This is a genomic window from Sphingomonas sp. BK069, from assembly GCF_014193405.1.
Taxonomy (GTDB): domain Bacteria; phylum Pseudomonadota; class Alphaproteobacteria; order Sphingomonadales; family Sphingomonadaceae; genus Sphingomonas.
Genome location: NZ_JACHZH010000001.1, coordinates 1,058,413 through 1,084,778, shown reverse-complemented (window position 1 = coordinate 1,084,778; position 26,366 = coordinate 1,058,413). Strand labels below are relative to the sequence as shown.

19 protein-coding genes are annotated in these 26,366 nt (G+C 70.8%); 13 read left to right on the top strand and 6 right to left on the bottom strand.

Annotated features, from left to right (window positions below):
* Positions 1–215 precede the first annotated feature (215 nt).
* Positions 216–866: a Crp/Fnr family transcriptional regulator gene (locus tag FHY02_RS05400; RefSeq protein WP_183920822.1), complete on the bottom strand. Its 651-nt coding sequence runs from the start codon at positions 864–866 to the stop codon at positions 216–218.
* A gap of 253 nt (positions 867–1,119) precedes the next feature.
* On the opposite strand from FHY02_RS05400, the gene FHY02_RS05395 reads away from it, so the two are divergent.
* Both FHY02_RS05395 and FHY02_RS05390 read left to right on the top strand, forming a co-directional pair.
* The gene (locus FHY02_RS05395; RefSeq protein WP_183920821.1) at positions 1,120–4,548 is read left to right on the top strand and encodes an amidohydrolase family protein; all 3,429 of its coding nucleotides are present in this window, start codon (positions 1,120–1,122) and stop codon (positions 4,546–4,548) included.
* 223 nt (positions 4,549–4,771) lie between these two features.
* Positions 4,772–5,935, top strand: coding sequence for an NAD(P)/FAD-dependent oxidoreductase (locus FHY02_RS05390; protein WP_183920820.1), 1,164 nt, complete (start codon positions 4,772–4,774; stop codon positions 5,933–5,935).
* Between the two features lie 254 nt (positions 5,936–6,189).
* Here the strand turns inward: FHY02_RS05390 and hemA are convergent, their stop codons facing one another.
* Positions 6,190–7,434, bottom strand: coding sequence for a 5-aminolevulinate synthase (hemA, locus tag FHY02_RS05385; protein WP_183920819.1), 1,245 nt, complete (start codon positions 7,432–7,434; stop codon positions 6,190–6,192).
* A 458-nt stretch (positions 7,435–7,892) separates the two neighbouring features.
* Positions 7,893–8,675, bottom strand: a complete 783-nt coding sequence (gene murI, locus FHY02_RS05380; protein ID WP_183920818.1) for a glutamate racemase — start codon at positions 8,673–8,675, stop codon at positions 7,893–7,895.
* Between the two features lie 146 nt (positions 8,676–8,821).
* Between murI and plsY the strand changes: the two genes are divergently transcribed.
* Together plsY and dprA are read left to right on the top strand one after the other, a co-directional pair.
* On the top strand, positions 8,822–9,418 hold the full coding sequence (gene plsY, locus FHY02_RS05375) for a glycerol-3-phosphate 1-O-acyltransferase PlsY (protein ID WP_183921451.1): 597 nt from the start codon (positions 8,822–8,824) through the stop codon (positions 9,416–9,418).
* A gap of 14 nt (positions 9,419–9,432) precedes the next feature.
* Positions 9,433–10,524, top strand: coding sequence for a DNA-processing protein DprA (dprA, locus tag FHY02_RS05370; RefSeq protein WP_183920817.1), 1,092 nt, complete (start codon positions 9,433–9,435; stop codon positions 10,522–10,524).
* Positions 10,525–10,739: 215 nt separating this feature from the next.
* Here dprA and FHY02_RS05365 read toward each other — a convergent pair whose 3' ends face one another.
* Complete coding sequence (locus tag FHY02_RS05365) at positions 10,740–11,984, bottom strand: polyhydroxyalkanoate depolymerase (protein WP_183920816.1); 1,245 nt, start codon at positions 11,982–11,984, stop codon at positions 10,740–10,742.
* A 155-nt stretch (positions 11,985–12,139) separates the two neighbouring features.
* On the opposite strand from FHY02_RS05365, the gene FHY02_RS05360 reads away from it, so the two are divergent.
* Positions 12,140–13,933, top strand: a complete 1,794-nt coding sequence (locus FHY02_RS05360) for an ABC transporter transmembrane domain-containing protein (protein ID WP_183920815.1) — start codon at positions 12,140–12,142, stop codon at positions 13,931–13,933.
* A 483-nt stretch (positions 13,934–14,416) separates the two neighbouring features.
* Here FHY02_RS05360 and FHY02_RS05355 read toward each other — a convergent pair whose 3' ends face one another.
* Positions 14,417–14,869, bottom strand: a complete 453-nt coding sequence (locus FHY02_RS05355; protein ID WP_183920814.1) for a universal stress protein — start codon at positions 14,867–14,869, stop codon at positions 14,417–14,419.
* A 151-nt stretch (positions 14,870–15,020) separates the two neighbouring features.
* On the opposite strand from FHY02_RS05355, the gene FHY02_RS05350 reads away from it, so the two are divergent.
* From FHY02_RS05350 to FHY02_RS05315, 8 genes are all read left to right on the top strand, one after another.
* Positions 15,021–16,376 (top strand): pyruvate dehydrogenase complex dihydrolipoamide acetyltransferase, encoded by a 1,356-nt coding sequence (locus tag FHY02_RS05350; RefSeq protein ID WP_183920813.1) that lies wholly within the window; start codon positions 15,021–15,023, stop codon positions 16,374–16,376.
* 13 nt (positions 16,377–16,389) lie between these two features.
* Positions 16,390–16,620, top strand: a complete 231-nt coding sequence (locus FHY02_RS05345) for a hypothetical protein (RefSeq protein WP_183920812.1) — start codon at positions 16,390–16,392, stop codon at positions 16,618–16,620.
* A gap of 47 nt (positions 16,621–16,667) precedes the next feature.
* Complete coding sequence (locus tag FHY02_RS05340; RefSeq protein WP_132910401.1) at positions 16,668–17,006, top strand: acyl-CoA thioesterase; 339 nt, start codon at positions 16,668–16,670, stop codon at positions 17,004–17,006.
* Between the two features lie 78 nt (positions 17,007–17,084).
* Positions 17,085–18,479: a dihydrolipoyl dehydrogenase gene (gene lpdA / locus FHY02_RS05335; RefSeq protein WP_183920811.1), complete on the top strand. Its 1,395-nt coding sequence runs from the start codon at positions 17,085–17,087 to the stop codon at positions 18,477–18,479.
* 44 nt (positions 18,480–18,523) lie between these two features.
* Positions 18,524–19,966, top strand: a complete 1,443-nt coding sequence (locus FHY02_RS05330) for a hypothetical protein (RefSeq protein ID WP_183920810.1) — start codon at positions 18,524–18,526, stop codon at positions 19,964–19,966.
* Between the two features lie 298 nt (positions 19,967–20,264).
* Positions 20,265–21,383, top strand: a complete 1,119-nt coding sequence (locus tag FHY02_RS05325) for an AI-2E family transporter (RefSeq protein ID WP_183920809.1) — start codon at positions 20,265–20,267, stop codon at positions 21,381–21,383.
* A gap of 97 nt (positions 21,384–21,480) precedes the next feature.
* The gene (ctrA, locus tag FHY02_RS05320; RefSeq protein ID WP_183920808.1) at positions 21,481–22,176 is read left to right on the top strand and encodes a response regulator transcription factor CtrA; all 696 of its coding nucleotides are present in this window, start codon (positions 21,481–21,483) and stop codon (positions 22,174–22,176) included.
* A gap of 292 nt (positions 22,177–22,468) precedes the next feature.
* Positions 22,469–24,826, top strand: a complete 2,358-nt coding sequence (locus FHY02_RS05315) for a TonB-dependent receptor (protein WP_260172627.1) — start codon at positions 22,469–22,471, stop codon at positions 24,824–24,826.
* 324 nt (positions 24,827–25,150) lie between these two features.
* Here the strand turns inward: FHY02_RS05315 and FHY02_RS05310 are convergent, their stop codons facing one another.
* Entirely contained in the window at positions 25,151–26,362 is a 1,212-nt protein-coding gene (locus FHY02_RS05310) for a cyclopropane-fatty-acyl-phospholipid synthase family protein (protein ID WP_183920807.1), read from the bottom strand.
* Between the last annotated feature and the right edge of the window lie 4 nt (positions 26,363–26,366).

Sequence of the window (26,366 nt, the reverse complement as noted above, 5' to 3'; positions counted from 1 at the left end):
GGCGCAAGATGACGCATCCGCACCGCTGACAGCGGCTCACGACCGCATCGACCGGGCACCCGCCCCACGGCCGAGATGAATATCGCGGTGGAACGGCGCTGCCGCCTGAACCTCGATGCCTCTGCTATACCGCTCCCGTTGCGCACCTCGCCAGCCTAGAGCGAGGTTGAATCTACCCGGGACTCATCGGCGACTCAGTGAGCAGAGATGACCCGTCACGCCTCCGCTCGTGCGCCCACCAGCCAGCTCACGTCCTGCGCTGGCACGCGCTCCTGCCGGCCCGAGACCGACTTCAGCTGCGCGCGGTCGAGCAGCGTCACGCGCTGGCGGTGGCGCGCGACCAGGCCGGTTTCGACCAACTGGCGGAAGATGCGGTTGACGTGCACCGCGGTGAGCCCGAGGTGGTCGCCGATCTGCTCCTGCGTCACCGGCAGCTCGAACTCGCTCACCTCCCCGCCGCCGAGCGCGCCGAGCCGCTCGGCGAGGTCGAGCAGCAGCGCCGCCACGCGCGCCAGCGCCGGGATTCGACCGACCGCGGCGAGCCGGTCCATCAGCGCCACCCGCTCGCGCTGGATGCTCAGCAGCATCGCCGCGGCGAAATGCGGCGAGCGCTGGAACAGGTCGCCGAAGGCGGCGAGCGGCACGCGGCTGACGCTCGCGGGGGTCAGCGCGGTCAGCGTGTCGGCGGTGCGCTCCAGGCACATGCTGGGCGTGCCGAGCAGGTCGCCGGGCAGATGGAATTTGGTGATCTGGCGGTCCCCCCCCGGCAGCAGCACCGAGGAGGCGACCCAGCCGTCGAGCAGCAGGTAGATATAACGCGGCGACTCCCCCTCGCGGCGCAGTATCGCGTGGCGGGCCAGACGCATCGGTGGCTCGCCCATGGCCTGTATCCGCTCGAGATCGCCGCTCGGCAACACGATCGACTCATTGAACCGGTGAAGGGGCAGGCTGTGAAGCACGTATTTTTCCCGCGTAGACCAATCGTTACGCTAGCCGGTTCTTGTCGGCCAAGACTCTGACGCACTTTAAAAAGTCAGTGAAATTTCGCGGACGGCCGCGCGGCTTCCCCGCTGCCGTCCCACGCTCTAACGTCCCGGCCGAAAGGGGAATCTCCGCACAATGTCCCAGCGCGCTCTCACCGCCGTCGCCCTCTGCCTCGCCGCCGCCCAGCTCTCGGCCCCGCTCGCGGCGCAGGTGAGCCCGCCGCCCAACGATCCACCGGTGGCGCAGGCCCAGGCGCCCGAGGACCAGGCGACCGCGCCGCTGCCCGACCAGGCCGGTCCGCTGCCGCTGCCCCAGCCTCGGTCGCAGCCGACCGCCGGCGCCCCCGCCACCGACAAGGGCAAGCCCGCCAAATGGGACGTCAACGCGCCGCGGGGCCTGCGCACGCGCGAGGTGCGCATCGCCACCGACGAGGGCAGCTGGATGAACCTCGACGTCTCGCCCGACGGACAGACGATCGCGTTCGACCTGCTCGGTGACATCTACACCATGCCCGTCACCGGCGGCACGCCCACCCGGATCGCCGCGGGGCTCGCGTTCGAGCACCAGCCGCGCTTCTCGCCCGACGGGCGCCGCATCGCCTTCACCTCGGACCGGGGCGGCGGCGACAATATCTGGGTGATGAACCTGGACGGCAGCGACAAGCGCCAGGTCACGAAGGAGGACTTCCGCCTGCTCAACCAGCCGACGTGGAGCCCCGACGGGCGCTTCATCGTCGCCAAGAAGCATTTCACCACCGGCCGCTCGCTCGGCACCGGCGAGGTGTGGCTCTACCATGTCTCCGGCGGCGGCGGGGTGCAGCTGGTCAAGCGCGCCAGCGAGGTGCTGCAGAAGGAGCTGGGCGAGCCGATCTACGCGCCCGACGGCAAGAGCGTCTATTACACCCGCAACGTCTCGCCCGGCCCGATCTTCGAGTATGCGCAGAACTCGCGCACCGACCTGTTCGACATCGAGCGCTACGACCTCGACAGCGGCGAGGTGACGACGGTCGTCTCGGGCGCGGGCGGCGCGGTGCGGCCGACGCCGTCGCGCGACGGCAAGCGCATTGCCTTCGTGCGGCGCGACGACAACGTCAGCAGCCTGTGGGTCAAGGACCTCGCCAGCGGCGAGGAGCGCAAGGTCTACGGCCCGCTCGACCGCGACGTGCAGGAGACCTGGGCGGTCACCGGCGTCTACCCCAACATGGCTTGGACGCCGCGCGACGAGGCGATCGTCTTCTGGGCCGGCGGCAAGCTCCGCCGCGTGCCGGCTGGCGGCGGCGCGGCGAGCGTGATCCCGTTCCGCGTCAACGACACGCGCGTGGTGGTCGACTCGGTCCACCCGCAGATCGAGGTCGCGCCGGCGCGCTTCGCCACCAAGATGCCGCGCTGGGCCGAAGTCTCGCCCGATGGCCGTCAGGTCGTGTTCGAGACGCTCGGCAAGCTCTGGGTCAAGCCGGTCGCCGGCGGCGTGGCCAAGCGGCTGACCCGCGGCGACGACGGGTTCGAGCTGTTCCCGAGCTGGTCACGCGATGGCAAGCAGGTCGTCTTCGTCGGCTGGCGCGACGATACGCTTGGGCAGATCCGCACGGTCGCCGCGGGTGGCGGCGCGGCGCGCACCGTCACCACGGCGGCGGGCACCTACCGCCGCCCGCGCTTCTCGCCCGACGGCAAGACGATCGTGTTCGAGCAGAGCCAGGGCGGCGAGCTGACCTCGCCGCGCGGCAACCCCGGCAGCGGCGTGTACCGCGTCGCGGCGAGCGGGGGCGCGCCCGAGCGCGTCGCGCGCGACGCCGCCGCCCCGCAGTTCGGCGCGGGCGGCGACCGCGTGTTCATGATCGCCAACGACGGCGGCAAGCGCCAGCTCGTCAGCACCGATCTCACCGGCGAGAACAAGCGGGTCCATGCCGCGGGCGAGCTGGTCAACGACTATCAGGTCTCGCCCGCGGGCGATTACGTCGCCTTCCGGCAGAGTTACGAGGCGTTCGTGATGCCACTGCTGCCGGGCAAGCAGGCTGTCGACGTCGACACGAAGGGCAGCGCGCTGCCGGCGACGCGGGTCAGCGCGGACGGCGCCGACTTCATCCACTGGTCCAACGGCGGCGAGCAGATCCACTGGAGCGCGGGGCCGGTGCTCTACACCGCGCAGACCGCGCAGCTGTTCCGCGCCGCGCCGGCGGACGAGGGCGCGAAGGGCGCGTCCTTCACCCCGCCGCGCACCGGCGTGTCGCTGTCGATGGAGGTGGACGCCGCCAAGCCGACCGGGATCGTCGCGCTCACCGGCGCGCGCGTCGTCACCATGGCGGCGGCGGACGGCGGCATCGTCGACGACGCGACCGTGCTGATCCGCGGCGACCGCATCGTCGCGGTCGGCCCGCGCGCGTCGGTCCAGATCCCGGCGAGTGCCAAGACGATCGACGTCAGCGGCAAGACGATCATTCCCGGGCTGGTCGACGCGCACGCGCACGGCCCGCAGGGCGACGACGAGCTGGTGCCGCAGCAGAACTGGTCGGCGATGGCCAATCTCGCGCTCGGCACGACGACGATCCACGATCCCTCGTCGCGCTCAGCCGAGATCTTCCCCGCCGCCGAAATGCAGCAGGCCGGGCTGGTGCTCGCGCCGCGTACCTTCTCGACCGGCGAGGTGATCTACGGCGCCAAGTCGCCCGACGTCTACGCGCAGATCGACGATTACGATGACGCGCTGGCGGTGGTGCGCCGGCTCAAGGCGGTGGGTGCGCACAGTGTCAAGAACTACAACCAGCCGCGTCGTGAGCAGCGCCAGATGGTCGTCGCCGCCGCCCAATCCGAGAACATGGAGGTGGTGCCTGAGGGCGGCTCGCTGTTCACGCTCGACATGACGCTGGTGCAGGACGGCAATTCGACGGTGGAGCATAATGTCCCGCTCGAGACCTTCTACGGCGACGTGGTGCAGCTCTGGTCCCAGACCAGAGTAGGCTACACGCCGACCTTGGTGGTGGCCTATGGCGGGCCGGCGGGCGACCCGTACTGGCGCGCGCACATGGACGTGTGGCGTCATCCTTTGCTGTCGCGCCACGCGCCGCCCGCGCTGCTCGCCGCGCAGAACGCGCGGCGCGTGATCGCGCCCGAGAGCGACTATGTCGACGGCGTCACCGCGCGCGAGGCCAGGAAGCTCGCGGACAAGGGCGTGCTCGTCGCGATTGGTGCGCACGGGCAGCAGCCGGGTTTGGGCGCACACTGGGAGCTGTGGAGCTTCGTGCGCGGCGGCATGACCCCGCTCGAGGCGCTGCGCGCGGGCACGATCGCCTCGGCCACCTCGCTCGGCTATGCCAAGGACGTCGGCTCGCTCGAGCCGGGCAAGCTCGCCGACCTGGTGGTGCTCGATGCCGATCCCACCGCGGACATCCGCAACAGCGACAAGGTGGCGCAGGTGATGCTCGGCGGCCGATTGTACGACGCCGCGACGCTCAACGAGGTCACCACCGGCACGCGCAAGCGCCAGCCCTATTGGTGGGAGCGCGCCGGCGATGCGAGCGGTGCAGCAGGGCGTCCGACAATCGGGCATGGCTTCGGCGACGTTGACTGAGAAGGCGGCGCGGTCGCCCCGGCGAACGCGTCGACTCGCTTCCGTCATCCCGGACTTGGTCCGGGATCCACCCGTCGGCGCACCTCACCGCTGCTTGAGCATGCGGCACGGTGGATCCCGTACCAAGTCCGGCATGACGGAAGAAGAAGGTCAGGCGTCGCACCGCTGCCGAGCGGTCCTTCCCCGACTGGCGCAACGCCCCGCGCTATGTCACGGCGCGCGCATGGAAGACTATGACGCGATCGTGCTCGGCGCGGGCGGCGCCGGGCTGATGGCGGCGGCGGTGGCGGGGCAGCGCGGGCGCCGCGTCGTCGTGCTCGACCACGCCGACGCGCCCGGCAAGAAGATCCTGATCTCGGGCGGTGGCCGCTGCAACTTCACCAACCTGCACGCCAGCGCCGACCGCTACCTCTCCGCCAACCCGCATTTCGCCAAATCGGCGCTGGGACGCTACACCGCGCAGGACTTCCTCGCGCTGGTCGAGCGCCATGGCATCACCTGGCACGAGAAGACGCTGGGCCAGCTGTTCTGCGACGGCAGCGCGCGCCAGATCGTCGAGCTGCTGCTCGGCGAGTGCGAGGTGGGGGGCGTCGCGGTGCGGCTCGGCGCCCTGCTCGGCGCGATCGAGCACGCCGACTCGCGATTCGCCGTCGCGCACGGCGGTCGGACCTATCGCGCGCCCGCGCTGGTGGTGGCGACCGGGGGCCCGTCCATTCCCAAGCTCGGCGCGACCGGTGTGGCCTATGACATCGCGCGCCGCTTCGGGCTCAAGGTGGTCGAGCCGCGACCCGCGCTGGTGCCGCTGACATTGCCCGGCAGCGAGGCGCTGTTCCGGGCGCTGTCGGGCGTCGCCACCGCGGTGGAGGCGCGCGTCGGCAAGGCGCGCTTCGCGGAGGCGGCGCTGTTCACGCACCGCGGCCTCTCGGGGCCGGCGATCCTCCAGGTATCGAGCTACTGGCGCCGCGGCGAGGCGGTGGCGATCGACTTCCGCCCCAACGCCGCGCCCGGTTGGCTGGTCGAGGCCAAGCGCGCCCGGCCGCGCGCGACGCTGGCGGGCGCGCTGGGGCTGCCGACGCGGCTCGCCGAGGCGTTGGCGGAGCGGCTCGGGCTGGGCGAGCTGGGGGCGGCGAGCGACCGTGCGCTGGCGGAGGCGGAGCGGCGGCTGGCGAACTGGCGCTTCCACCCCGACGGCAGCGAGGGCTTTGCCAAGGCCGAGGTGACCGTCGGCGGCATCTCCACCGCCGAGCTGTCGTCGAAGACGATGGAGGCTCGCAAGGTGCCGGGGCTGTACGCGATCGGCGAGGCGGTGGACGTCACCGGCTGGCTCGGCGGGTATAATTTCCAATGGGCGTGGGCGAGCGGTTACGCGGCCGGGCAGGCGGTGTGAGCGGGCGAGGGCTGACCTCTCTCTCTCTCTCCCGTCATCCCCGCGGAGGCGGGGACCCCGACACGCTGAGGCAGCGGCTCCGTCACGTACGCTGCGTCAGGCGGCCACGGTGGTGCCGCAGGCGCGACGCTTACCCGCGGACGCCAGCGCGTCTGGATCCCCGCCTCCGCGGGGATGACGGGAGAAGGGGACGCACGCGCGGGCAAGGACGGCTCTAGGCAGGGACCCGCCCGGCCTCGCCCCGCCGCCAACCCTCACGCCGCCAGGCGCAGCTCCAGCCGGTCCCAGATCTCGACCAGCGCGGCGGTCAGCTCGCGCATCATCGCCTGATCGTGCGCCGGGCCGGGGGTGAAGCGCAGCCGCTCGGTGCCGCGCGGCACCGTGGGGTAGTTGATCGGCTGCACGTACACGCCGTATTCGGCGAGCAGGATATCGCTGATCTTCTTGGCCTTGACCGGGTCGCCCACCATCACCGGCACGATATGCGTCTCGCCCAGCATCACCGGCAGACCGGCCTCGCGCAGCATCGCCTTGAGCGTCGCCGCGGCGGCCTGCTGGCCGTCGCGCTCGGCGCTCGACGCCTTGAGGTGGCGCACGCTCGCCAGCACGCCCGCGACCAGCACCGGCGACAGCGAGGTAGTGAAGATGAAGCCCGGCGCGTAGCTGCGGATCACGTCGACGATGGTGCGGTCGGCGGCAATATAGCCGCCCATCACGCCGAACGCCTTGCCCAGCGTGCCCTCGATGATGGTCAGCCGATCGGCCACGCCGTCGCGCTCGCTGATCCCGCCGCCGCGCGGACCGTACATCCCCACCGCATGGACCTCGTCGAGATAGGTCAGCGCGTTATACTTGTCCGCCAGGTCGCAGATCGCGCCCACGGGGGCGACGTCGCCTTCCATCGAGTAGACGCTCTCGAACGCGATCAGCTTGGGCGCGGCGGGATCGTCGGCAGCGAGCAGCTCTTCCAGGTGCGCCAGATCGTTGTGGCGGAACACGCGCTTCTCGCACCCGGCGTTGCGGATGCCCGCGATCATCGAGGCATGGTTGAGCTCGTCCGAGTAGATGATGCAGCCCGGCAGCACCTTGGCCAGCGTCGACAGCGTCGCCTCGTTGGAGACATAGCCGCTGGTGAACAGCAGCGCCGCCTCCTTGCCGTGCAGGTCGGCGAGCTCGTGCTCGAGATCGATATGGTAATGAGTGTTGCCGCCGATGTTGCGCGTGCCGCCCGAGCCCGCGCCCACGTCGTGCAGCGCTTCCTCCATCGCGGCGATCACCTTGGGGTGCTGGCCCATGGCGAGATAGTCGTTGGAGCACCAGACGGTGATCGGCTTCGGCCCGTTGTGCCCGGCGAAGCAGCGCGCGTTGGGGAACATGCCCTTGTTGCGCAGAATGTCGATGAAGACGCGGTAGCGCCCTTCGGCATGGAGTCGATCGATCGCCTGCGTGAACACGCGCGAGTAGTCGACGCCGCGCGCCTCTCTGCTGTCGCTGATCATGGCGCCCGCGATTACTCCCCTCCGCCCCCGATGGCCAGCGGATAAGGCCGCTTTGTCTGATCGAGCGCTTGGACAAATTGTCCCACCCCGGCCGGCGGTCAAGAGGGAAATGGCGGTAGGGAAGGGCGGCCGGGGCGGGGCGGCCGGGCGCGGGGCGGTGCGGCGGCGGACGTCGAGGCGGTCGGCGCCGCGTCTTCTCCGCGGACGCCGCGTCTCTCCGTCGCCGCCGTCCGTCTCAACGTCCTCACTCCGTCATCCCCGCGCAGGCGGGGATCCAGACACGCTGACGGAGCGGCTCAAGTACCTAGGTCCGCGCGTCTGGATTCCCGCCTTCGCGGGAATGACGGAAGGGGGCGGGGGCATGGCAGGACGGGGCAAGCGCAGGCCAGCGCACGGACATGGGCACGGGCGTGGCGTCGCGGCCGAGCTGGCTTACCGCCGCCGCCCGCAGCCCGCCGCTACAGCGCCTCCACCCGCGCGAACGCCAGGCCTGCGGCGACGCGCCGCTCGTGCTCGCCGAGCCGCGTGAACACCAGCACGTCCGGCGCCGCCGCCCAAACCTGCCCCGCGGTGAGCGACTCGATCCGCCGCGCGATACCCGGGCCGCCGTCGACGAAGCGCACGCCCGGTGGCGCCGCCGCGGCGAGCTCCTCGGCGAGCAGCGGGAAGTGCGTGCAGGCGTTGACCACCACGTCGATCCGCTCGCCGCCGGGCTGGTCCAGCAGCCCCGCCAGCGCGCTGGCGACCGCGGCGGGATCGACCGCCTCGCCCGCCAGCTTGGCCTCGGCCAGCTCGACCAACGCGGCGGAGCCGTGGCGCAGCACCCGGCAGTCGCCGGCGAAGCGGGCGGCGAGGTCGTCGACATAGGGCTGGCGCACCGTCGCCTCGGTGCCGAGCACCCCGATCACGCGCGTGGCGCTCATCGCCGCGGCCGGCTTGACCGCGGGCACGGTGCCGACCACCGGCACGTCGAGCGCGGCGCGCACCGCGGGCAGCGCGATCGTCGAGGCGGTGTTGCACGCGATCACCGCCAGCCGCGGGCGATAGCGCTCGACCAGCCGCCCCAGCAGCGCGGGCACGCGCGCGGCGATCTCGCTCTCGGCCCGCGTGCCATAGGGGAAGCCCGCCGAGTCGGCGGCGTAGACGATCGGCGCCCGCGGCAGCAGCGCGCGCGTCGGCGCCACCACCGAGAGCCCGCCCACGCCCGAGTCGAAGAACAGGATCGGCCGCGTGTCGCTCATCGCCCGCGCGCTTACGGCCTCTTGCCGGTGCCGGCAACGTCGGCCGCGCCGGGCGGTAGCGTACCCGAAATGTTTCGGTTAGAGAGGGGCGGCATGGGGGACCGGAACTGACCGACGAACTCGTCTGGACGCTGCCCGCGGCCGCGCTGCTGCTGGGCTATCTGCTGGGATCGATCCCGTTCGGGGTGCTGCTCACCCGCGCGTTCGGCGCCGGTGACCTGCGGCAGATCGGTTCGGGCAACATCGGTGCCACCAACGTGCTGCGCACCGGCCGCAAGGGCCTGGCCGCGGCGACGCTGCTGCTCGATCTCGGCAAGGGCGCGGCGGCGGTGCTGCTGGCGCGTGCGTGGCTGCCCGGCGCCGAGCCCTACGCCGCGGCGGCGGTGATGGTGGGCCATTGCTACCCCGTGTGGCTGCGCTTCCGCGGCGGCAAGGGCGTGGCGACGCTGATGGGCGTGGCGCTGGCGCTGCATTGGCCGCTCGGCGCGGTGTTCGCGGCTTTGTGGCTGGGGCTGCTCGCTTTGCTGCGGATCTCGTCGCTCGCGGGCATGGCGGCGGCGATCAGCACGCCGGTCACCGCGGCGGTGCTGGGCGAGTTCGATCTCGTGCCGCTGCTGATGGGCCTCGCCGCGCTCGTGCTGTGGAAGCATCGCGCCAATATCGCGCGGCTGATCGACGGCACCGAGCCGCGCGTCGGCCGCGCCGCCGCGCCGGCCGCGGGCGACACGGTCGAACAGGGGTAAGAGGCGCGCGGCGCATGGTGGACGAGGCGGAGCGTTCGGCGCGGCTGCGGCTGATCCGCACGCCTTCGATCGGTCCGGTCAGCTATCGCCGCCTGCTCGCGCGCTTCGGCTCCGCGGCCGGGGCGATCGAGGCGCTGCCCGAGCTGGCACGGCGCGGCGGCGGGCGCGCGCCCGTGGTGCCGCCGTCCGGCACGATCGAGCGCGAGCGGGCGCTGCTCGAGCGGCTCGGCGCGCGCCACCTGCTGCTCGGCGATGCCGACTATCCGCCGCTGCTCGCCGAGCTCGACGACTCGCCCGCGGTGCTGACGCTGCGCGGCGACCTCGCGCTGGCGTCGCGGACGACGGTGGCGATCGTCGGCGCGCGCGACGCCTCGGCCGCCGCGTGCCGCCTCGCGCGCGCGCTGGCGCGCGATCTCGCCGCGGCGGGGGTGAGCGTGGTATCGGGACTGGCGCGCGGCATCGACGGCGCGGCGCATCTCGGCGCGCTGCCCGAGACGATCGGGGTGGTGGCGGGCGGGATCGACGTCGCCTATCCGCCGCAGCACGCCGCGCTGCAGGAGCGGATCGCGCGCGAGGGGCTGCTGCTGGCCGAGATGCCGCCCGGCACCGAGCCGCGCGCGCGCCATTTCCCCTATCGCAACCGCATCGTCACCGGGCTGGCGCTCGGGACGCTGGTGGTGGAGGCGGCGCCGCGCTCGGGCTCGCTGATCAGCGCGCGGCTGGCGGGCGAGCAGGGGCGCGAGGTGATGGCGGTACCGGGCCATCCCAGCGACCCGCGCGCGCGCGGCGGCAACGCGCTGATCCGCGACGGCGCGACGCTGGTGCAGGACGCGGCGGACGTGCTCGAGCAGCTCCGCCCGCTCGACCCGCGCGCGCTGCCGCGGCCGGTCGCGCCGTGGGAGAGCGTGAGCGAGGCGGCGGCGGACTATGGCGACGCGGAGCGCGCGCGGGTCGAGTCGCTGCTCGCCGCGGCGCCGGTCGCCACCGACGAGCTGGTGCGCCAGAGCGCGCTGCCTGCGGCGCTGGTGCAGGACGTGCTGCTCGAGCTCGAACTCGCCGGGCGGCTGGAGCGCCACCCCGGCGGGCGCGTGAGCCGGGTGGTGTAGCGGCGGGGCACCGCGCCCTTCAAGGGACCCTTGCGAAGCGCCCGTCATCCCGGCCTCGAGCCGGGATCCATCGTGCCGCGAACACCTTACGCCGTAGTTTATGCGGCGCCATGGATCTCGGCTCAAGACCGGGATGACGATGCTGGGGGTGCGGTCACCATCATGCAACGATCCCCTGAAGGGGAGGGGACCACGAGCGAGTGAGCCCCCCGCGCTCACCCGTGCGCGGTGATCCACTCCTCCACCACCGGCGCGATCCGCTCCCGCCACTTCGACCCGTTGAAGATGCCGTAATGCCCGACGCCCTCGGCCATGTGGTAGCGCTTGTGCGCCGCGGGCAGCGACGTGGCGCAGGTCAGCGCCGCCTTGGTCTGGCCCAGCCCCGAGATATCGTCGCGCTCGCCCTCGATCGCGAGCAGCCCCACGTCGGTGATCGCGCCGAGATCGACCGGGCGGCCGCGATGCGTCATCTCGCCGCGCGGCAGCGCGTGCGTCTGGAACACCGTGTCGATCGTCTGGAGGTAGAACTCCGCGGTCATGTCGCAGACCGAGCGATATTCGTCGTAGAAGCGCTTGGTCGCGTCGGCGCTCTCGCCGTCGCCGGTGACAAGATGTTTGAAGAGCTCGTAATGGCTCATCATGTGGTTGCCGAGGTTCATCGTCATGAACCCGCCGAGCTGGAGGAAGCCCGGGTACACGCGCCGCCCCGCGCCGGGGTAGAGCATCGGCACGGTGGCGATCACGTTCTGCTCGAACCAGGCGAACGGCCGCTCGGTGGCGAGCGTGTTGACCGCGGTGGGCGCCTCGCGCGTGTCGATCGGGCCGCCCATCATCGTCAGCGTGCGCGGGCGGCAGGGATTGGCGTCGGCGCTCATCAGCGCGGTCGCGGCGAGGCACGGCACCGAGGGCTGGCACACCGCCAGCATGTGCGCGCCGCGCGGGCCGTTACCCTCGCCGGCGTCGGGGCCGATCGCCTCGAGGAAGGCGACGAGATAGTCGATGTAATCGTCGAGATCGAACTGGCCGTCGGTGAGCGGCACCAGCTTCGCGTCGCGCCAGTCGGTGATGTACACGTCGGCGAAGGGCAGCATCCGTTCCACCGTGCCGCGCAGCAACGTGGCAAAATGGCCCGACATCGGCGCCGCGATCAGCAGCCGTGGTCCGCCCTCGACGCCCTCGCGGCGGAAGCGCTTGAGCTGGCCGAACGGCCGCTGGAGCACGATCTCCTCGGTCACCGCCACCTCGCGCCCGTCGACGATCGTGGTGTCGAGCGCGAAGGCGGGCTTGCCGCGCGAGGCGGAGGCATGCGCGAATACCTCGAGCGCGCTCGCCATCACCGGCCCGCCGCCGAGATAGGCGAACGGGTTGGACGGGTTGTTGAGCCAGTTGGCCCCCACCGTCGCCATCGCGCTCGCCGAGGCGAGCCACGACCGCTGCCACTCATATGCGTCGTAGAGCATCCGCTTCCTTCCGCCCGTGATATGGGCAATGATCGGTCGTAATACAAAACCTACCAAGGCGTAACGCACGAACCGCGCCGCGGTGGCGATCCTGTTCCACGGTGGCCGCCGCGCCACACGTTGAGCCGCCTGCCGGGCACTGCTAGGCGCCCGACATGGCTAGCGTTCCCGACGTCGCTCCCGCCCGCCCGGCATCCTCGCGGCGCCTCGGCAATCTCACCATGGTGTGGCAGCACGCGCGCGCCTATCCGGCGCAGATCGCGGCCGCCTTCACCGCGCTGGCGATCACCTCGGCGGCGACGATCGCAATTCCGTACAGCTTCAAGCGGGTGATCGACCGCGGCTTCGCCGCCGGCGACGGCTCGTCCGCGGCGGTCGCGTCCTCGTTCCACTATATGCTGATGATCGTGCTGGTGCTCGCGCTCGGCACCGCGGTGCGCTTCTATTTCGTCGCCTGGCTGGGCGAGCGGGTCGTCGCCGACATCCGCGAGCGCGTGGTGCGCCACCTGATGACGCTCAGCCCCGCCTTCTACGAGGAGAATCGCCCGTCCGAGATCGCCTCGCGGCTGACCGCGGACACCGGGCAGATCGAGACGGTGGTGGGGATGACCATCTCGGTGGCGCTGCGCAACAGCTTCACCGCAGTGGGCGGACTGATCTATCTCTTCGCGATCTCGCCCAAGCTGGCGTCGCTGCTGCTGCTGGGCATCCCGCTGATGATCCTGCCGATCACGATATTGGGGCGGAAGGTGCGCGCCTATTCGCGCACCTCGCAGGACCGCGTCGCCGACGTCGGCACGATCGTCACCGAGGTGCTCGGCGCGATGAAGATCGTCCAGGCGTTCGGGCAGGAAGGGCGCGAGAGCGCGCGCTTCGCCGGCGCGGTGGAGGCGACGATGGACGCCGCCAAGCGCCGCATCGGGCTGCGCGCGGTGATGACCGCGATCGTGATCGGGCTCGTCTTCGGCGCGATCACGCTGGTGCTGTGGGAGGGCGCGATCGACGTCGCGGCGGGGCGGCTCTCGGGCGGCGCGATCGCGGCCTTCGTGCTGACCGGCGGGATCGTCGCGGGTGCATTCGGCGCGCTCACCGAGGTCTACGGCGACCTGCTGCGCGGCGCCGGCGCGGCGGGGCGGCTGGCCGAGTTGCTCGACGAGCGCCCTGCGATCGCGGCGCCGGCGCACCCGGTCGCGCTGCCGCTGCCCGCCGAAGGGCGGGTGGCGCTGGAGGCGGTCGAGTTCCGCTACCCGACCCGGCCCGACATGGCCGCGCTGCACGATTTCACCCTGAGCGTCGCGCCGGGCGAGACGGTGGCGGTGGTCGGCCCCTCGGGCGCGGGCAAGTCGACGCTGTTCCAGTTGGTCGAGCATTTCTACGAGCCCGCGGCCGGGCGCGTGCTGGTCGACGGGGTCGACCTGCGCCGCGCCGATCCCGCCGAGGTGCGCGCGCGCATCGCGATGGTGCCGCAGGAGACGGTGATCTTCGCCACCAGCGCGCGCGACAATCTGCGCTACGGCCGCTGGGACGCGAGCGACGAACAGGTCTGGGCCGCGGCCGAGGCGGCCAATGCGGCGGACTTCCTGCGCGCGCTGCCGGAGGGGCTCGACACCTTCCTCGGCGAGGGTGGGGCGCGGCTGTCGGGCGGGCAGCGCCAGCGCATCGCGATCGCGCGTGCCTTGTTGCGCGACTCCCCGATCCTGCTGCTCGACGAGGCGACCAGCGCGCTCGACGCCGAGAGCGAGCGGCTGGTGCAGGACGCGCTCGAGCGGCTGATGGCGACCCGCACCACGATCGTGATCGCGCACCGGCTGGCGACGGTGCGCGCGGCGTCGCGGATCGTGGTGATGGACGGTGGCCGGATCGTCGAGGAGGGCACGCACGCTACGCTGATCGCGCGCGGCGGCCTGTACGCGCGGCTGGCGAGCCTGCAGTTCGACGCGGCGGCGTAGACGCCTCTCAGATCCTCCCCGCTTGGCGGGGGGGGGGGCGCCGGCGAAGTCGGTGGTGGAGGGAGGCCTCCGCACACGAGACGTTGGCGTTTGCGGAGAGCCCCCTCCCTCAGCGCTGCGCGCTGCCACCTCCCCGCGAGCGGGGAGGACGTAGAGCGACTAGATCCTCCCCGGCACGGGGAGAGGGACCGCCGGCGAAGCCGGTGGTGGAGGGGGGCTTTCCGCAAATGCGACGTTTTGCGTTCGCGGAGAGTCCCCTCCGTCAGCGCTGGCGCGCTGCCACCTCCCCGCGAGCGGGAGGACGTAGATCGACCGGATCCTCCCCGGCACGGGGAGGGGACCGCCGGCGAAGCCGGTGGTGGAGGGTGGCTGCCGCACAGAAGGCGTCGGCGCTCGCGGAGAGCTCCCTCCGTCAGCGCTGCGCGCTGCCACCTCCTCGCGAGCGGGGAGGATTACAGCTTCCAGCGTCTGGCGACGTCCCGATCAGCTCACCCGGTCGATCGCGTCCATCGCCAGCCCGCCCGGCACGATCATCAGCGGCACCGGCAGCGTGCCCGCCTCGGCGGCGAAGTGGCTCACCAGCGCGCCCGGCGCGCCGCCCGCCGCGGCGCCGAGCACCAGAGCGGCGATCTGCGGGTTGGCCGCGATCATCTCGCGGATCACCTTGGGGCCGTCGCCGCTGCGCACCGTCAGCGACGGGCGCACGCCCGATTCCTCCAGCAGCGTGCCCGCCGCGCGCGCCACCAGCCCCTCGGCGTGCTGGCGCTGCTCCTCCTCCATCGTCGCCTGCACCCCGCCGAACGGGATGAACTCCTGCGGCGGCAGCAGCGCGAGGATCTCGACCCCGCCGTTGGTCCGCACCGCGCGGCGCGCGGCGAAGCGCAGCGCGCTCAGTGCCTCGGGGGTGTCGTCGACGACGGTGAGATAGATGCGCATCGGTGAAGGCCCCCTGATCAGGAGGGTTTACCGCCGCGTGACGCGCGGGCGCAAGCCGCGGGAGCGGGAGGCGAAAAGGGGTGGGGTTGACCCTGCGTCGCGCAACCGCGAGAGACGCGGGCAACTTTCAGGATCCGCTCGAGGACTCACGATGCCCATCGAAATCAAGATGCCTGCCCTCTCGCCCACGATGGAAGAGGGCACGCTGGCCAAGTGGCTCGTCAAGGAGGGCGACGAGGTCAAGGCGGGCGACATCATGGCCGAGATCGAGACCGACAAGGCGACGATGGAGTTCGAGGCGGTCGACGAGGGCCGCATCACCAGGATCGCGGTCGCCGAGGGCACCGACGGCGTGAAGGTCGGCACCGTGATCGCGCTGCTCGAGGGCGAGGATGACGGGGCGGGCGAGAGCACTCCCGCGCCGGCGGCGAAGGCGAGCGAGCCGCGGCCCTCGCCCGAGGACCCCAACAAGACCGGCAGCGAGGCCAAGCCCGCGCCCGAGGACGTCGAGGATCACGGCAAGCCCGCCGACTCGCAGGTCGCCGCCGCGCCCGCCGCCGCGTCCTCCGGCACGCCCGCGCCGCAGCGCGCCGCGGGCGAGCGCGTCAAGGCCAGCCCGCTGGCGCGCCGCATCGCCGCCGACCGGGGCGTCGATCTCGCGTCGGTGAGCGGCACCGGCCCGAACGGCCGCATCGTCCGCGCCGACGTCGAGGGCGCCGAGGCCGGCGCCGCCGCCCCGGCCACCGGCACCGCCGCGTCCGCGCCGGTCGCCGAGGCCGCCGCGCCCGCCGCCAAGCCGGCGACGATCCCCGACGTGCCGCACGAGCTCACCAAGCTCAGCAACATGCGCAAGACGATCGCGCGCCGCCTGACCGAGTCGAAGCAGCAGGTGCCGCACATCTACCTCACGGTCGATGTCGAGCTCGACAAGCTGCTCAAGCTGCGCGGCGAGCTCAACGCCGGGCTGGAGGCGCGCGGGGTGAAGCTGTCGGTCAACGACCTGCTGATCAAGGCGCTCGCGGTGGCGCTGATCCAGGTTCCCAAGTGCAACGTGATGTTCACCCCCGACCAGCTCGTCAGCTTCGGTCGCGCCGACATATCGGTGGCGGTGTCGACCCCCGAGGGGCTGATCACCCCGGTGATCACCGAGGCGGACACTGCCTCGCTGTCGAGCATCTCGACGCGGATGAAGGACCTCGCCGCGCGCGCGCGCGACAAGAAGCTGAAGCCCGAGGAGTTCACCGGCGGCACCGCCTCGATCAGCAACATGGGCATGTTCGGGATCAAGCAGTTCGAGGCGGTGATCAACCCGCCGCAGGGTATGATCCTGGCGATCGGTGCGGGCGAGAAGCGGCCGTGGGTGCTCAAGGACGGCACGCTCGGCGTCGCCTCGGTGATGTCGGCGACCGGCAGCTTCGACCATCGCGCGATCGACGGGGCGGACGGCGCGCAGCTGATGCAGGCGTTCAAGCAGCTCGTCGAGAACCCGCTGGCGATGCTCGCCTGAGGCGGGACGGGCGATGGCGCAGATGGAGCTGCCCGCGGTGTGGCGCGAATGGGCCTGGGGGCTGCTCGCGCTCGGCGTGACCGCGCTCGTCTTCAAGGGCGCGGCGTGGAGCTACCCGCAGGGCGCGGAGACGATCTGGCTGGTGGGCGGGGGCACGATGGTGGCGGTCGGGCTGCTCGGCGCGCGTGACGTCTGGGAGGTGCAGCAGCGCGACGAGCTACGCCGCGCGGAGACGCAGGCGTGAGCGGCGCGACACCGCCCACCGCGGCACCGACGATCCGCGTCACCGCGATGCCGGCCGACGCCAACGCCTATGGCGACATCTTCGGCGGCTGGCTGATGAGCCTGATGGACTCGGCTGCCGGGCTCACCGCGGCGCGGCGCGCGCGCGGCCGCGCGGTGACGATCGCGATGGACGGGATGCAGTTTCACGCGCCCGTCCATGTCGGCGACGAGGTCTCGGTGTACGCCACGATCGCGCGCGTCGGGCGCACCTCGATCGCGATCGACGTGGAGAGCTGGGCGCGCGACCGCCACGGCGAGGAGTCGCGCAAGGTGACCGAGGCGCGCTTCACCTTCGTCGCGATCGACGAGGACCGCCGCCCGCGCGAGGTGCCCCCGGCGGCGTGACGTGATTTTACGCGGTGCGCGCGCGATCCGCGGCACCCATCTGATGGCAAACAGGGGCTGCGGCCCGGGAGTGGCGCAATGGCTGACACCTACGATCTCATCGTGCTGGGCTCGGGCCCCGGCGGCTACGTGTCCGCGATCCGCGCGGCGCAGCTCGGGCTCAAGGTCGCGATCGTCGAGCGCGAGCGGCTCGGCGGCATCTGCCTCAACTGGGGCTGTATCCCGACCAAGGCGCTGCTGCGCACGTCCGAGGTCTATCATTACATGACCCATGCCGCCGATTATGGCCTCAAGGCGGAGAATGTCGGCTTCGATCTCACCAAGATCGTCGACCGCAGCCGCAAGGTCGCGGGCCAGCTCAACGCCGGCGTCAAAGGCTTGATGAAGAAGAACAAGGTGACGGTAGTCGAGGGCGTCGGCGCGCTCACCGGCAAGGGGAGACTGAGCGTCAAGCAGGGCGGCGGCACGGTCGAGCTCGAGGCCAAGCACATCATCGTCGCCACCGGCGCGCGCGCGCGCGACCTGCCCTTCGCCAAGGCCGATGGCAAGCGCATCTGGACCTATCGCCACGCGATGGTGCCCGAGGAGATGCCGACCAAGCTGCTGGTCATCGGCTCGGGCGCGATCGGGATCGAGTTCGCCAGCTTCTACAATGATATGGGCGCGGACGTTACGGTGGTGGAGATGCTGCCGCGCATCCTGCCGGTGGAGGACGAGGAGGTCAGCGCCTTCATGGAGAAGCGCCTCACCAAGGAGGGGATCAAGATCCTCACCGGCGCGGGCGTGGAGAAGATCGAGACCGGCGCGGCGTCGGTCAGGGCGACGATCAAGGGGAAGGACGGCAAGAGCGCGACCGAGGAATACAGCCACGTCGTCGTCGCGATCGGCATCGTTCCCAACACCGAGAACATCGGGCTGGAGACGCTCGGCGTGCAGACCGAGCGCGGCCACATCAAGGTCGACGGCTATGGCCGCACCAACGTCGAGGGAATCTACGCGATCGGCGACGTCACCGGCGCACCCTGGCTGGCGCACAAGGCGAGCCACGAGGGCGTCGTCTGCGTCGAGAAGATCGCAGGGCAGGACCCGCATCCGTTCGAGACGTGGAACATTCCGGGCTGCACCTACTCGCGCCCGCAGGTCGCCAGCGTCGGCCTCACCGAGGCCAAGGCCAAGGAGGGCGGCCGCGAGGTGAAGGTCGGCAAGTTCCCCTTCATCGGCAACGGCAAGGCGATCGCGCTCGGCGAGGCGGACGGCTTCGTGAAGACGGTGTTCGACGCCAAGACCGGCGAGCTGCTCGGCGCCCACATGGTCGGCGCCGAGGTGACCGAGCTGATCCAGGGCTATGTCGTCGCGCGCCAGCTCGAGACCACCGAGCACGAGCTGATGGAGACGGTGTTCGCCCACCCGACGCTGAGCGAGATGATGCACGAGAGCGTGCTCGGCGCCTACAACCGCGCATTGCACATCTGACCGAACGACGCGGGGTGGCGCCGGACGTCCTATAATCCGGCCATATGATCTATGCGTCACGCCCCGCCCGTTACCCGCTGATCGCCGCCGCGGCGCTGTTGCTGGCGTCGCTGGTGGTCTTCGCGCCGGGGGTGGCGGAATATGACTCGGTCGAGCAGTTCCGCCAGGTCCTGAGCGGCCGTTACGACGACTGGCACCCGCCGGTCATGGCGTGGCTGTGGCGCCGGCTGCTGCCCTTCGGCGACGGCGCCACCCCGCTGCTCGTCCTGCAGCTTACCGGTTACTGGCTCGGCCTGGGGCTGATCGCGGGCGCGCTGGCGCGGATCGGCCGGCCGACCGCGGGCTGGATGATCCTGCTGATCGGGCTTCTGCCGCCCTTCCTCGGCTGGCAGGCGGTGGTGCTCAAGGACGCGCAGCTGGTCGGCGCCGCGCTGGGGGCGTTCGGGCTGGTGGCGTGGTGGCGGCTGCGCGACCGGCCCGTCCCCGCCGCCGCGGCGCTGCTGGCCGCGCTGCTGTTCGGCTATGCGCTGCTGGTGCGCGCCAACGCCGCCTTCGCGCTGGCGCCGCTGATCGCGGGGCTGTTCCCGGTGCGGCGCGCCGGCGCGCTGATCGTCGCCTCGGGCGTGCTGCTGGCCGTGGCGCTGGCGCTGGCCGGGCCGGTCAACCACCGGCTGATCGGCGCGGTGTCGAGCGGGGTGGAGAAGACCCAGCCACTCTACGATCTCGCTGGTATCGCGGTGCGCGCGCCGGGCTCGCATTCGGTCGGCCTGTCGCGCCAGGCGGCGCGGCAGCTGCGCGCGAACGACTGCGTCACGCCTTATTTCTGGGACCCGCTCGGCGACACGCCGGGCTGTGTCGCGGCGATGTCGCCGCTCAAGGCGCAGCGCGCGAGTGATCTGTACTTACGGCTCGCCAACGCCGCGCTCCACCACCCGCTTGCCTATCTGGCGCAGCGCGTGGCGCACTGGAACATGACCGAGCGCTGGCTGGTGCCCGCCCGGCTCGCCGGCGCGGCGCCGACCGGCGGCAGCGAGCCCAACAATCTGGGGCTCGCCAGCCCCGGTCCGCAGGCGCAGCAATGGATGTGGCTCGCCGCTCAGGCGGTGCTGACCCCGCTCGCCTGGCCGTTCGCCTGGCTGCTGCTCGCGCTGCTGCTGCTGGTCGGGACGCGGCGCTGGCGCCACGCGCCGCCGCGTCAGCTGGCGATCGCGCTGCTCGCCTCGGCGGTGACGCTCGAGTTCAGCTTTCTCGCGATCTCGATCGCGACCGACCTGCGCTATCACCTGTGGCCGATGCTCGCGACCGCGCTGGCCGCGGTGTTGCTGGCGGACACCTACCCGCTGCGACGCGTGCCCGCCTGGATGGTGCTGGTCGCCGGCCTTTGCCTCGCCGCCGCGGTCGCCGAGCGCGCCACGCTGCCCGACCCGCCGCAGGAATATGAGGGCCTGCTGCACTGGACGCCGCCGCTGAGCCTGCTGCCGGCGTGACAGGAGGCGTAGCGTCGACGGCCGACCATTGTGGCGTCATCCTGAGCTTGTCTCAGGATCTACCGTGCCGCATCATCCTCGCTCCGTGAGTCTGCGGTGCTGCGGATCCTGAAACGAGTTCAGGATGAGGGAAGGGGGGCCGGGCGCGCGCGTCGCGAGCGGGACGAGCGCCACGGGGACTGGCACGTCCTTCCACCACCCGGAGCCCACGCTTTTCCCCTGCGTCCGCGCGCCTTTTCGCCGATCCGGGCGTTGTGCCGGCGATGCAACGACCCTCCCACGCCGCGCCGCCGCGCGCATGAACCGGCTCGCCCCCGACGAGCCCGACGCGCGCTTCATCCGGCGCGTGCTGTGGCTGGTGCTGATCGTCGCCGTGCTGGCCGCGCTATACTTCGCGCGGCACCTGCTGATCCTCGCCTTCGGCTCGATGCTGATCGCGATCATCATCCACGCTATCGCCGAGGTCTATGCCAACCGCACCCGGCTGAGCCCGCGCGGCGCGATGGGGGCGGCGATCGCCAGCGTGCTCGCCTTCCTGGCGCTGCTCGGCTGGCTGTTCGGCGTCGAGTTCCGCGCCCAGGTCAACACGCTGGTGGTCGCGCTGCCGGGCCTGCTCGACCAGCTCCAGGCCTATATGTCGCAGAGCCCGGTGGGCGAGAAGGTAGCGGACGCGGTGCAGGCGGCGTTCGCGGGCAGCCGCGTCGCGCAGGATATCGGCGAGATCGTGCGCGGCGCGGGCGAGCTGCTGCTCAACGCGGTGCTGGTGCTGTTCGGCGCGATCTTCTTCGCGGTCGATCCCAAGATCTACGAGCGCGGCTTCCTGCTGCTGGTGCCGCCGTCGAAGCGCGCCGCGGTGGAGGATGCGCTTGGCGATGTCGCCTCGACGCTGCTGCTGTGGCTGCGCGCGCAGCTGATCCAGATGACCGCGATGGGCGCGATGGTCGGGATCGGATTGTGGATCGCGGGCGTGCCCTCGCCGGCGCTGCTGGGGCTGCTCACCGGCCTGTCCGAGTTCATCCCTTATGTTGGCCCGGTCGCGGCGATGCTGCCCGCGCTAGGCCTGGCCGCGACCAGGGGCACCGACCAGCTCGTCTGGGCGCTCACCGTCTTCGCGGTGGTGCGCGTGGTGCAGACCAACTTCGTGACGCCGTTCGTCACCAGCCGAGTCGTTGCCATACCGCCCGCGCTCAGCCTGTTCGCGATCATAGGGACGGGCGCGGTGTTCGGGCTGTTCGGGCTGTTCTTCTCGGGCGGCATCCTCGTGGTCGGCTTCACGCTGGTGCGCAGCCTCTACCTGCGCGAAGTGCTCGGCGAGGACATACCGCGCTCACGCGAGCGCACGCTGTTCACCGCCAAGGGCACGCCGCGGCCCGTTACAGAAAATGAAGATTCGACATTAACGGAACGTCCGGATTAAGTGTGAATTAACCTTTCTGGTTCAGAAGCCATTGGGTATGAACGTAGCGAAGCGCGGACGACAGAGTCTACCGCGTTGACGAACCGGGGATTTGCCGATGCGCGTGCTGCTGATCGAGGACGAACCGACGACCGCCAAGGCCATCGAGCTGATGCTGTCGACCGAGGGGTTCAACGTCTACAATACGGATCTGGGTGAGGAAGGCCTCGATCTCGGCAAGCTGTACGATTACGACATCATCCTGCTCGATCTCAACTTGCCTGACATGCACGGCTACGACGTGCTGAAGAAATTGCGCGTCGCACGGGTGCAGACGCCGGTGCTTATCCTCTCGGGCATCAACGAGATGGATTCCAAGGTGCGCAGCTTCGGCTTCGGCGCGGACGATTACGTCACCAAGCCGTTCCACCGCGAGGAGCTGGTCGCCCGCATCCACGCCGTGGTACGCCGCTCGAAGGGCCACTCGCAGTCGGTGATCAAGACCGGCAAGCTCTCGGTCAACCTCGATGCCAAGACCGTGGAGGTCGACGGCGCACGCGTGCACCTGACGGGCAAGGAATATGCGATGCTCGAGCTGCTCTCGCTGCGCAAGGGCACCACGCTGACCAAGGAGATGTTCCTCAACCATCTCTACGGCGGGATGGACGAGCCCGAGCTCAAGATCATCGACGTGTTCATCTGCAAGCTGCGCAAGAAACTGAGCCTGGCGTGCGGCGGCGACAATTACATCGAGACCGTCTGGGGCCGCGGTTACGTGCTGCGCGAGCCCGAGGAGACCGCGCAGGTCGCGTGAGGTCTGACGTTATCGACGGAGACGACGGCCGTCGTACCGGAGGGTGCGGCGGCTGTTGTTCTGTCCGCTTCTTCTTTCTCTCGCCACCCCGGACTTGTTCCGGAGCCCACCCGTCAGCGCGCCTCACCCTTCATAGAATGCGCGGCGCGGTAAATCCCGGAACAAGTCCGGGATAACGACGAGACGGGGTGGCGTCCCTTCCAACCCACTGTCGCATAACCGCAACCGAACCGTCATCGGCCCGTCCTGGACCTAGTGCAGGCGCCCCCGTCAACGACAATGGGGGAAAACGATGACCGCCAAGTTCATGCTGCTCGCCAGCGCCTCGTACCTGCTCGCCGCCGCACCCGCGCTGGCGCAGGACGCGCCGCCGCCCGCCACCGCCGCGACGATCGACCGCGCCGCGCCCGAGCAGCCGACCGAGGGCGAGGACGTGGTGGTGCTCGGCTTCGGTCAGAGCCGCCAGGTGCAGACGGTGACATCGGCTGATCTCGAGCGGCTCACCCCGGGCACCTCGCCGCTGAAGGCGGTGGCCAAGCTGCCCGGCGTCAACTTCCAGTCGGCCGACGCCTTCGGCGCCTATGAGTGGTCGACGCGCATCTCGCTGCGCGGCTTCAACCAGAACCAGCTCGGCTTCACGCTGGACGGCGTGCCGCTCGGCGACATGAGCTACGGCAACGTCAACGGGCTCCACATCAGCCGCGCGATCCTCTCGGAGAACATCGCCAGCACTACCGTGGCGCAAGGTGCGGGTGCGCTGGGCACCGCCTCAACCAGCAACCTCGGTGGCACGCTCCAGTTCGTCAGCCGCGCGCCGTCGGACACCGCCGACCTGATTGCCTCGGCCACTTACGGCAGCGACCAGACCTATCGTGCCTTCGTTCGCGCCGAGTCGGGTGATCTCGGCGGCGGGCTCAAGGGCTATATCAGCTACGGCTTCCTCAAGACCGACAAGTGGAAGGGCTTCGGCGAGCAGCGCCAGCACCAGGCCAACGCCAAGGTGGTGAAGGAGGTGGGCGAGCACGGCAAGATCACCGCCTTCCTCAACTTCTCCGACCGACGCGAGAACGACTACCAGGACCTCAGCCTCGATATCATCCGCCGCCGCGGGCTGAACAACGACAATATCTCGAACGACTATCCGCTGGCGCTCCAGCTCGCGCAGATCGCGCAGAACCAGGCCGCGCGCACCGCCAGCGCCACCGCGGCGCTGCCCTATCCCGGCGTCGGCCTCGCCTTCCCGGCGGGAATCGGCACGCTCGACGACGTCTATTACGACGCCGCCGGCCTGCGCCGCGATTGGCTCGGCGGCGTGACGTTCGAGGCGCAGCTGCTGCCGCAGCTGTCGATCGTGTCGACCAGCTATGTCCATCGCAACAAGGGGCAGGGCTCCTGGATCACGCCCTATCAGCCCACGCCCGCTGGGGCTCCGGACGCCGACGGCACGCCGATCACGGGCGGCTCGGCGCTGTCGTTCCGCACCACCGAATATCGCATCATGCGCGCTGGCAATGTCACCAACGCCGCGTTCGAGCTCGGCGCCAATCGCTTCGAGGTCGGCGCCTGGTATGAGAGCAACGCCTTCGACCAGGCGCGCCGCTTCTACGGCATGGCCGACGGTACCGCGCCCAACCGTCGCGCGCTCGACTATCAGGAGAACCCGTTCTTCACGCAATGGGCGGGCAATTACGACACCGAGACGCTGCAATACCACGTCGCCGACACGCTCCAGCTCGGCCGGCTGACGATCAACGCCGGCTGGAAGGGCATGCGCGTCGAGAACAAGGCCAATCTGCTCACCGGCGTGCTGGTGGCGGGCAAGATCGAGTCGAAGGACTGGTTCCTGCCCCAGGCCGGCGCCGTCTTCGCGCTGGGCGGCGGCGCCGAGCTGTTCGCCAGCTACACCGAGAACATGCGCGCCTTCGTCTCGGGTACCGCGGGGCCGTTCGGCACCACCCAGGTCGGCTTCGACGCGATCCGCTCGCGCATCAAGCCCGAGACGTCGAAGACCGCCGAGGGCGGCGTGCGCCTGCGCGCCGGCGGGCTCCAGCTCTCCGCGGTGGGCTATTACATCGACTTCAACGACCGGCTGCTCACCTTCCAGAACGGCTCGGGCATCCAGGGCAACCCGCCCACGCTCAACAACGCCGGCGGCGTGGAGAGTTACGGCGGCGAGATCTCGGCCTATTACCGCGTGTTCCAGCCGCTCAGCCTGTTCGCCAGCTACAGCTACAACAAGGCGACCTACCAGGACGACGTGGTCGACGCCGCCGGCACGGTGCTGACCGCGACCGCGGGCAAGACCGTGGTCGATACGCCCGAGCATATGGCCAAGGGCGAGATCGTGTACGACGACAGCCGCTTCTTCGGCCGCATCGGCGCAGACTATATGGCGAAGCGCTACTTCACCTACCTCAACGACCAGTCGATCGGGTTGCGCGTGCTGGTCGACGCCAGCATCGGCGTGCGCTTCGGCGAGAACATGGGCTTATTCCGCGGCTTCGCGCTGGAGGGCAGCGTCACCAACCTGACCGACAAGAAGTATGTCTCGACGATCGGCAGCAACGGCTACACCGCCAGCGGCGACAACCAGACACTGCTCGCCGGCGCGCCGCGCCAGTTCTTCGTGACGCTGCGGCGCGGATTCTGAGCGGGCTCGGGCATAAGGGAGGACGCAAGACGAGATCCTCTTCCTAGAAGAGGATTTCGCGAGAGACTGAACTGGCGCGATCCGGGACCGCAACCCCGCGAGGGTCAGAATCCTGAGCCAAGCGGAGGTTGATCCCGATCTTGGGTCCGGATCTGCCAGCCCGAATCGAAAGACGTTCGCGACGCTGGCTGGAGGAGCCACAGCCGCTCCCTGCCGTTGAGTCCGGGCCCACCGTGCCGAAGATGACGCGCTCAGATGTGCATGGCATGATGGAGCCCGATCAAGTCCCCATGGCCCGCGATCTGACGCCGCATCAAGTGGCCGCTACTCCCTTACCAGCGTGACCTGCAGCACGTCGATGCCGCCACCCCGGAAGCCGCCCTCACAATACATCAGGTAATAGCGCCACAGCCGCTGGAACCGCTCGTCGAACCGCGCCGGCAGCCGACCCTCGGCCGCGGCGCGGTCGAAGCGGCGGCGCCACTCCAACAGCGTCTCGGCATAGTCGAGCCCGAAGCGTTCCTCGTCCTGCCAAGCCAGCCCGTGCGCCGCGGCGATCGCCCGGAAGCGGCTGACCGACACGAGCGACCCGCCGGGGAAGATGTAGCGCTGGATGAAGTCGACGCCGCCCGCATAGGCATCCCACACGTCGTCCGCGATCGCGATCAGCTGGAGCGCGGCGCGGCCGCCGGGGCGCAGCACGCGTGCCAGCGTCGCGCAGTAAGCCGGCCAGTAGTCCGGGCCGACCGCCTCGACCATCTCGATCGAGGCGACCCCGTCGTACACGCCGGTGACGTCGCGATAGTCGCACAGCGCCACGCTCACGCCCGGCAGCGCGCGCGCGGCGACATGGTCGCGCTGCTCGGTCGAGAGCGTCAGCGCGTGGACGCCGAGCTCCGCCGCCGCCGCGGCCGCCGCGAACGAGCCCCAGCCGCAGCCGATCTCGAGCACGCGCTGGCCCGCGGTCGCCCCCGTGCGCGCCAGGATCGCCGCCAGCTTGCGCCGCTGCGCCTCCGCGAGCGGCTCGCCGGGCGCGTCGTAGCGCGCGCTGGAATAGGTCAGCGTCTCGTCGAGCCACTCTCGGTAGAAGTCGTTGCCGAGATCGTAATGCGCCGCCACGTTGCGGCGCGCGCCGCCGCGGTCGTTGCGGCGCAGGCGGTGGAACAGTCGCGCCGCCAGCTTCGCCCCGCGTTTCGCGCGCGCGACATCGCCTAGCGCGGCGCGGTTGCGCATGAACAGGTCGAATACGGGCACGGGATCGGGGCTGGTCCAGTCGCCGGCCTCCCAACCCTCGTACCAGCCGATCGACCCCGCGCTGACCAGCCGCCACAAGGCGCGCCAGCGCACCACGCGCACCGCCGCGAACGGTCCCGACTCATTCCCGCCGAGCAGCCGCCGCGTGCCGTCGGGCAGCTCGGCCTCGATCGCGCCCGTCACCAACCCGCGATCGACGCGGTCGAGGATGCGGTGGAACAGCGGCGCCGCGATCCGGCTGCCGAGATCGGCGGAGGGAGGGCGGGTCGTCGCGGCGTCCATGCCG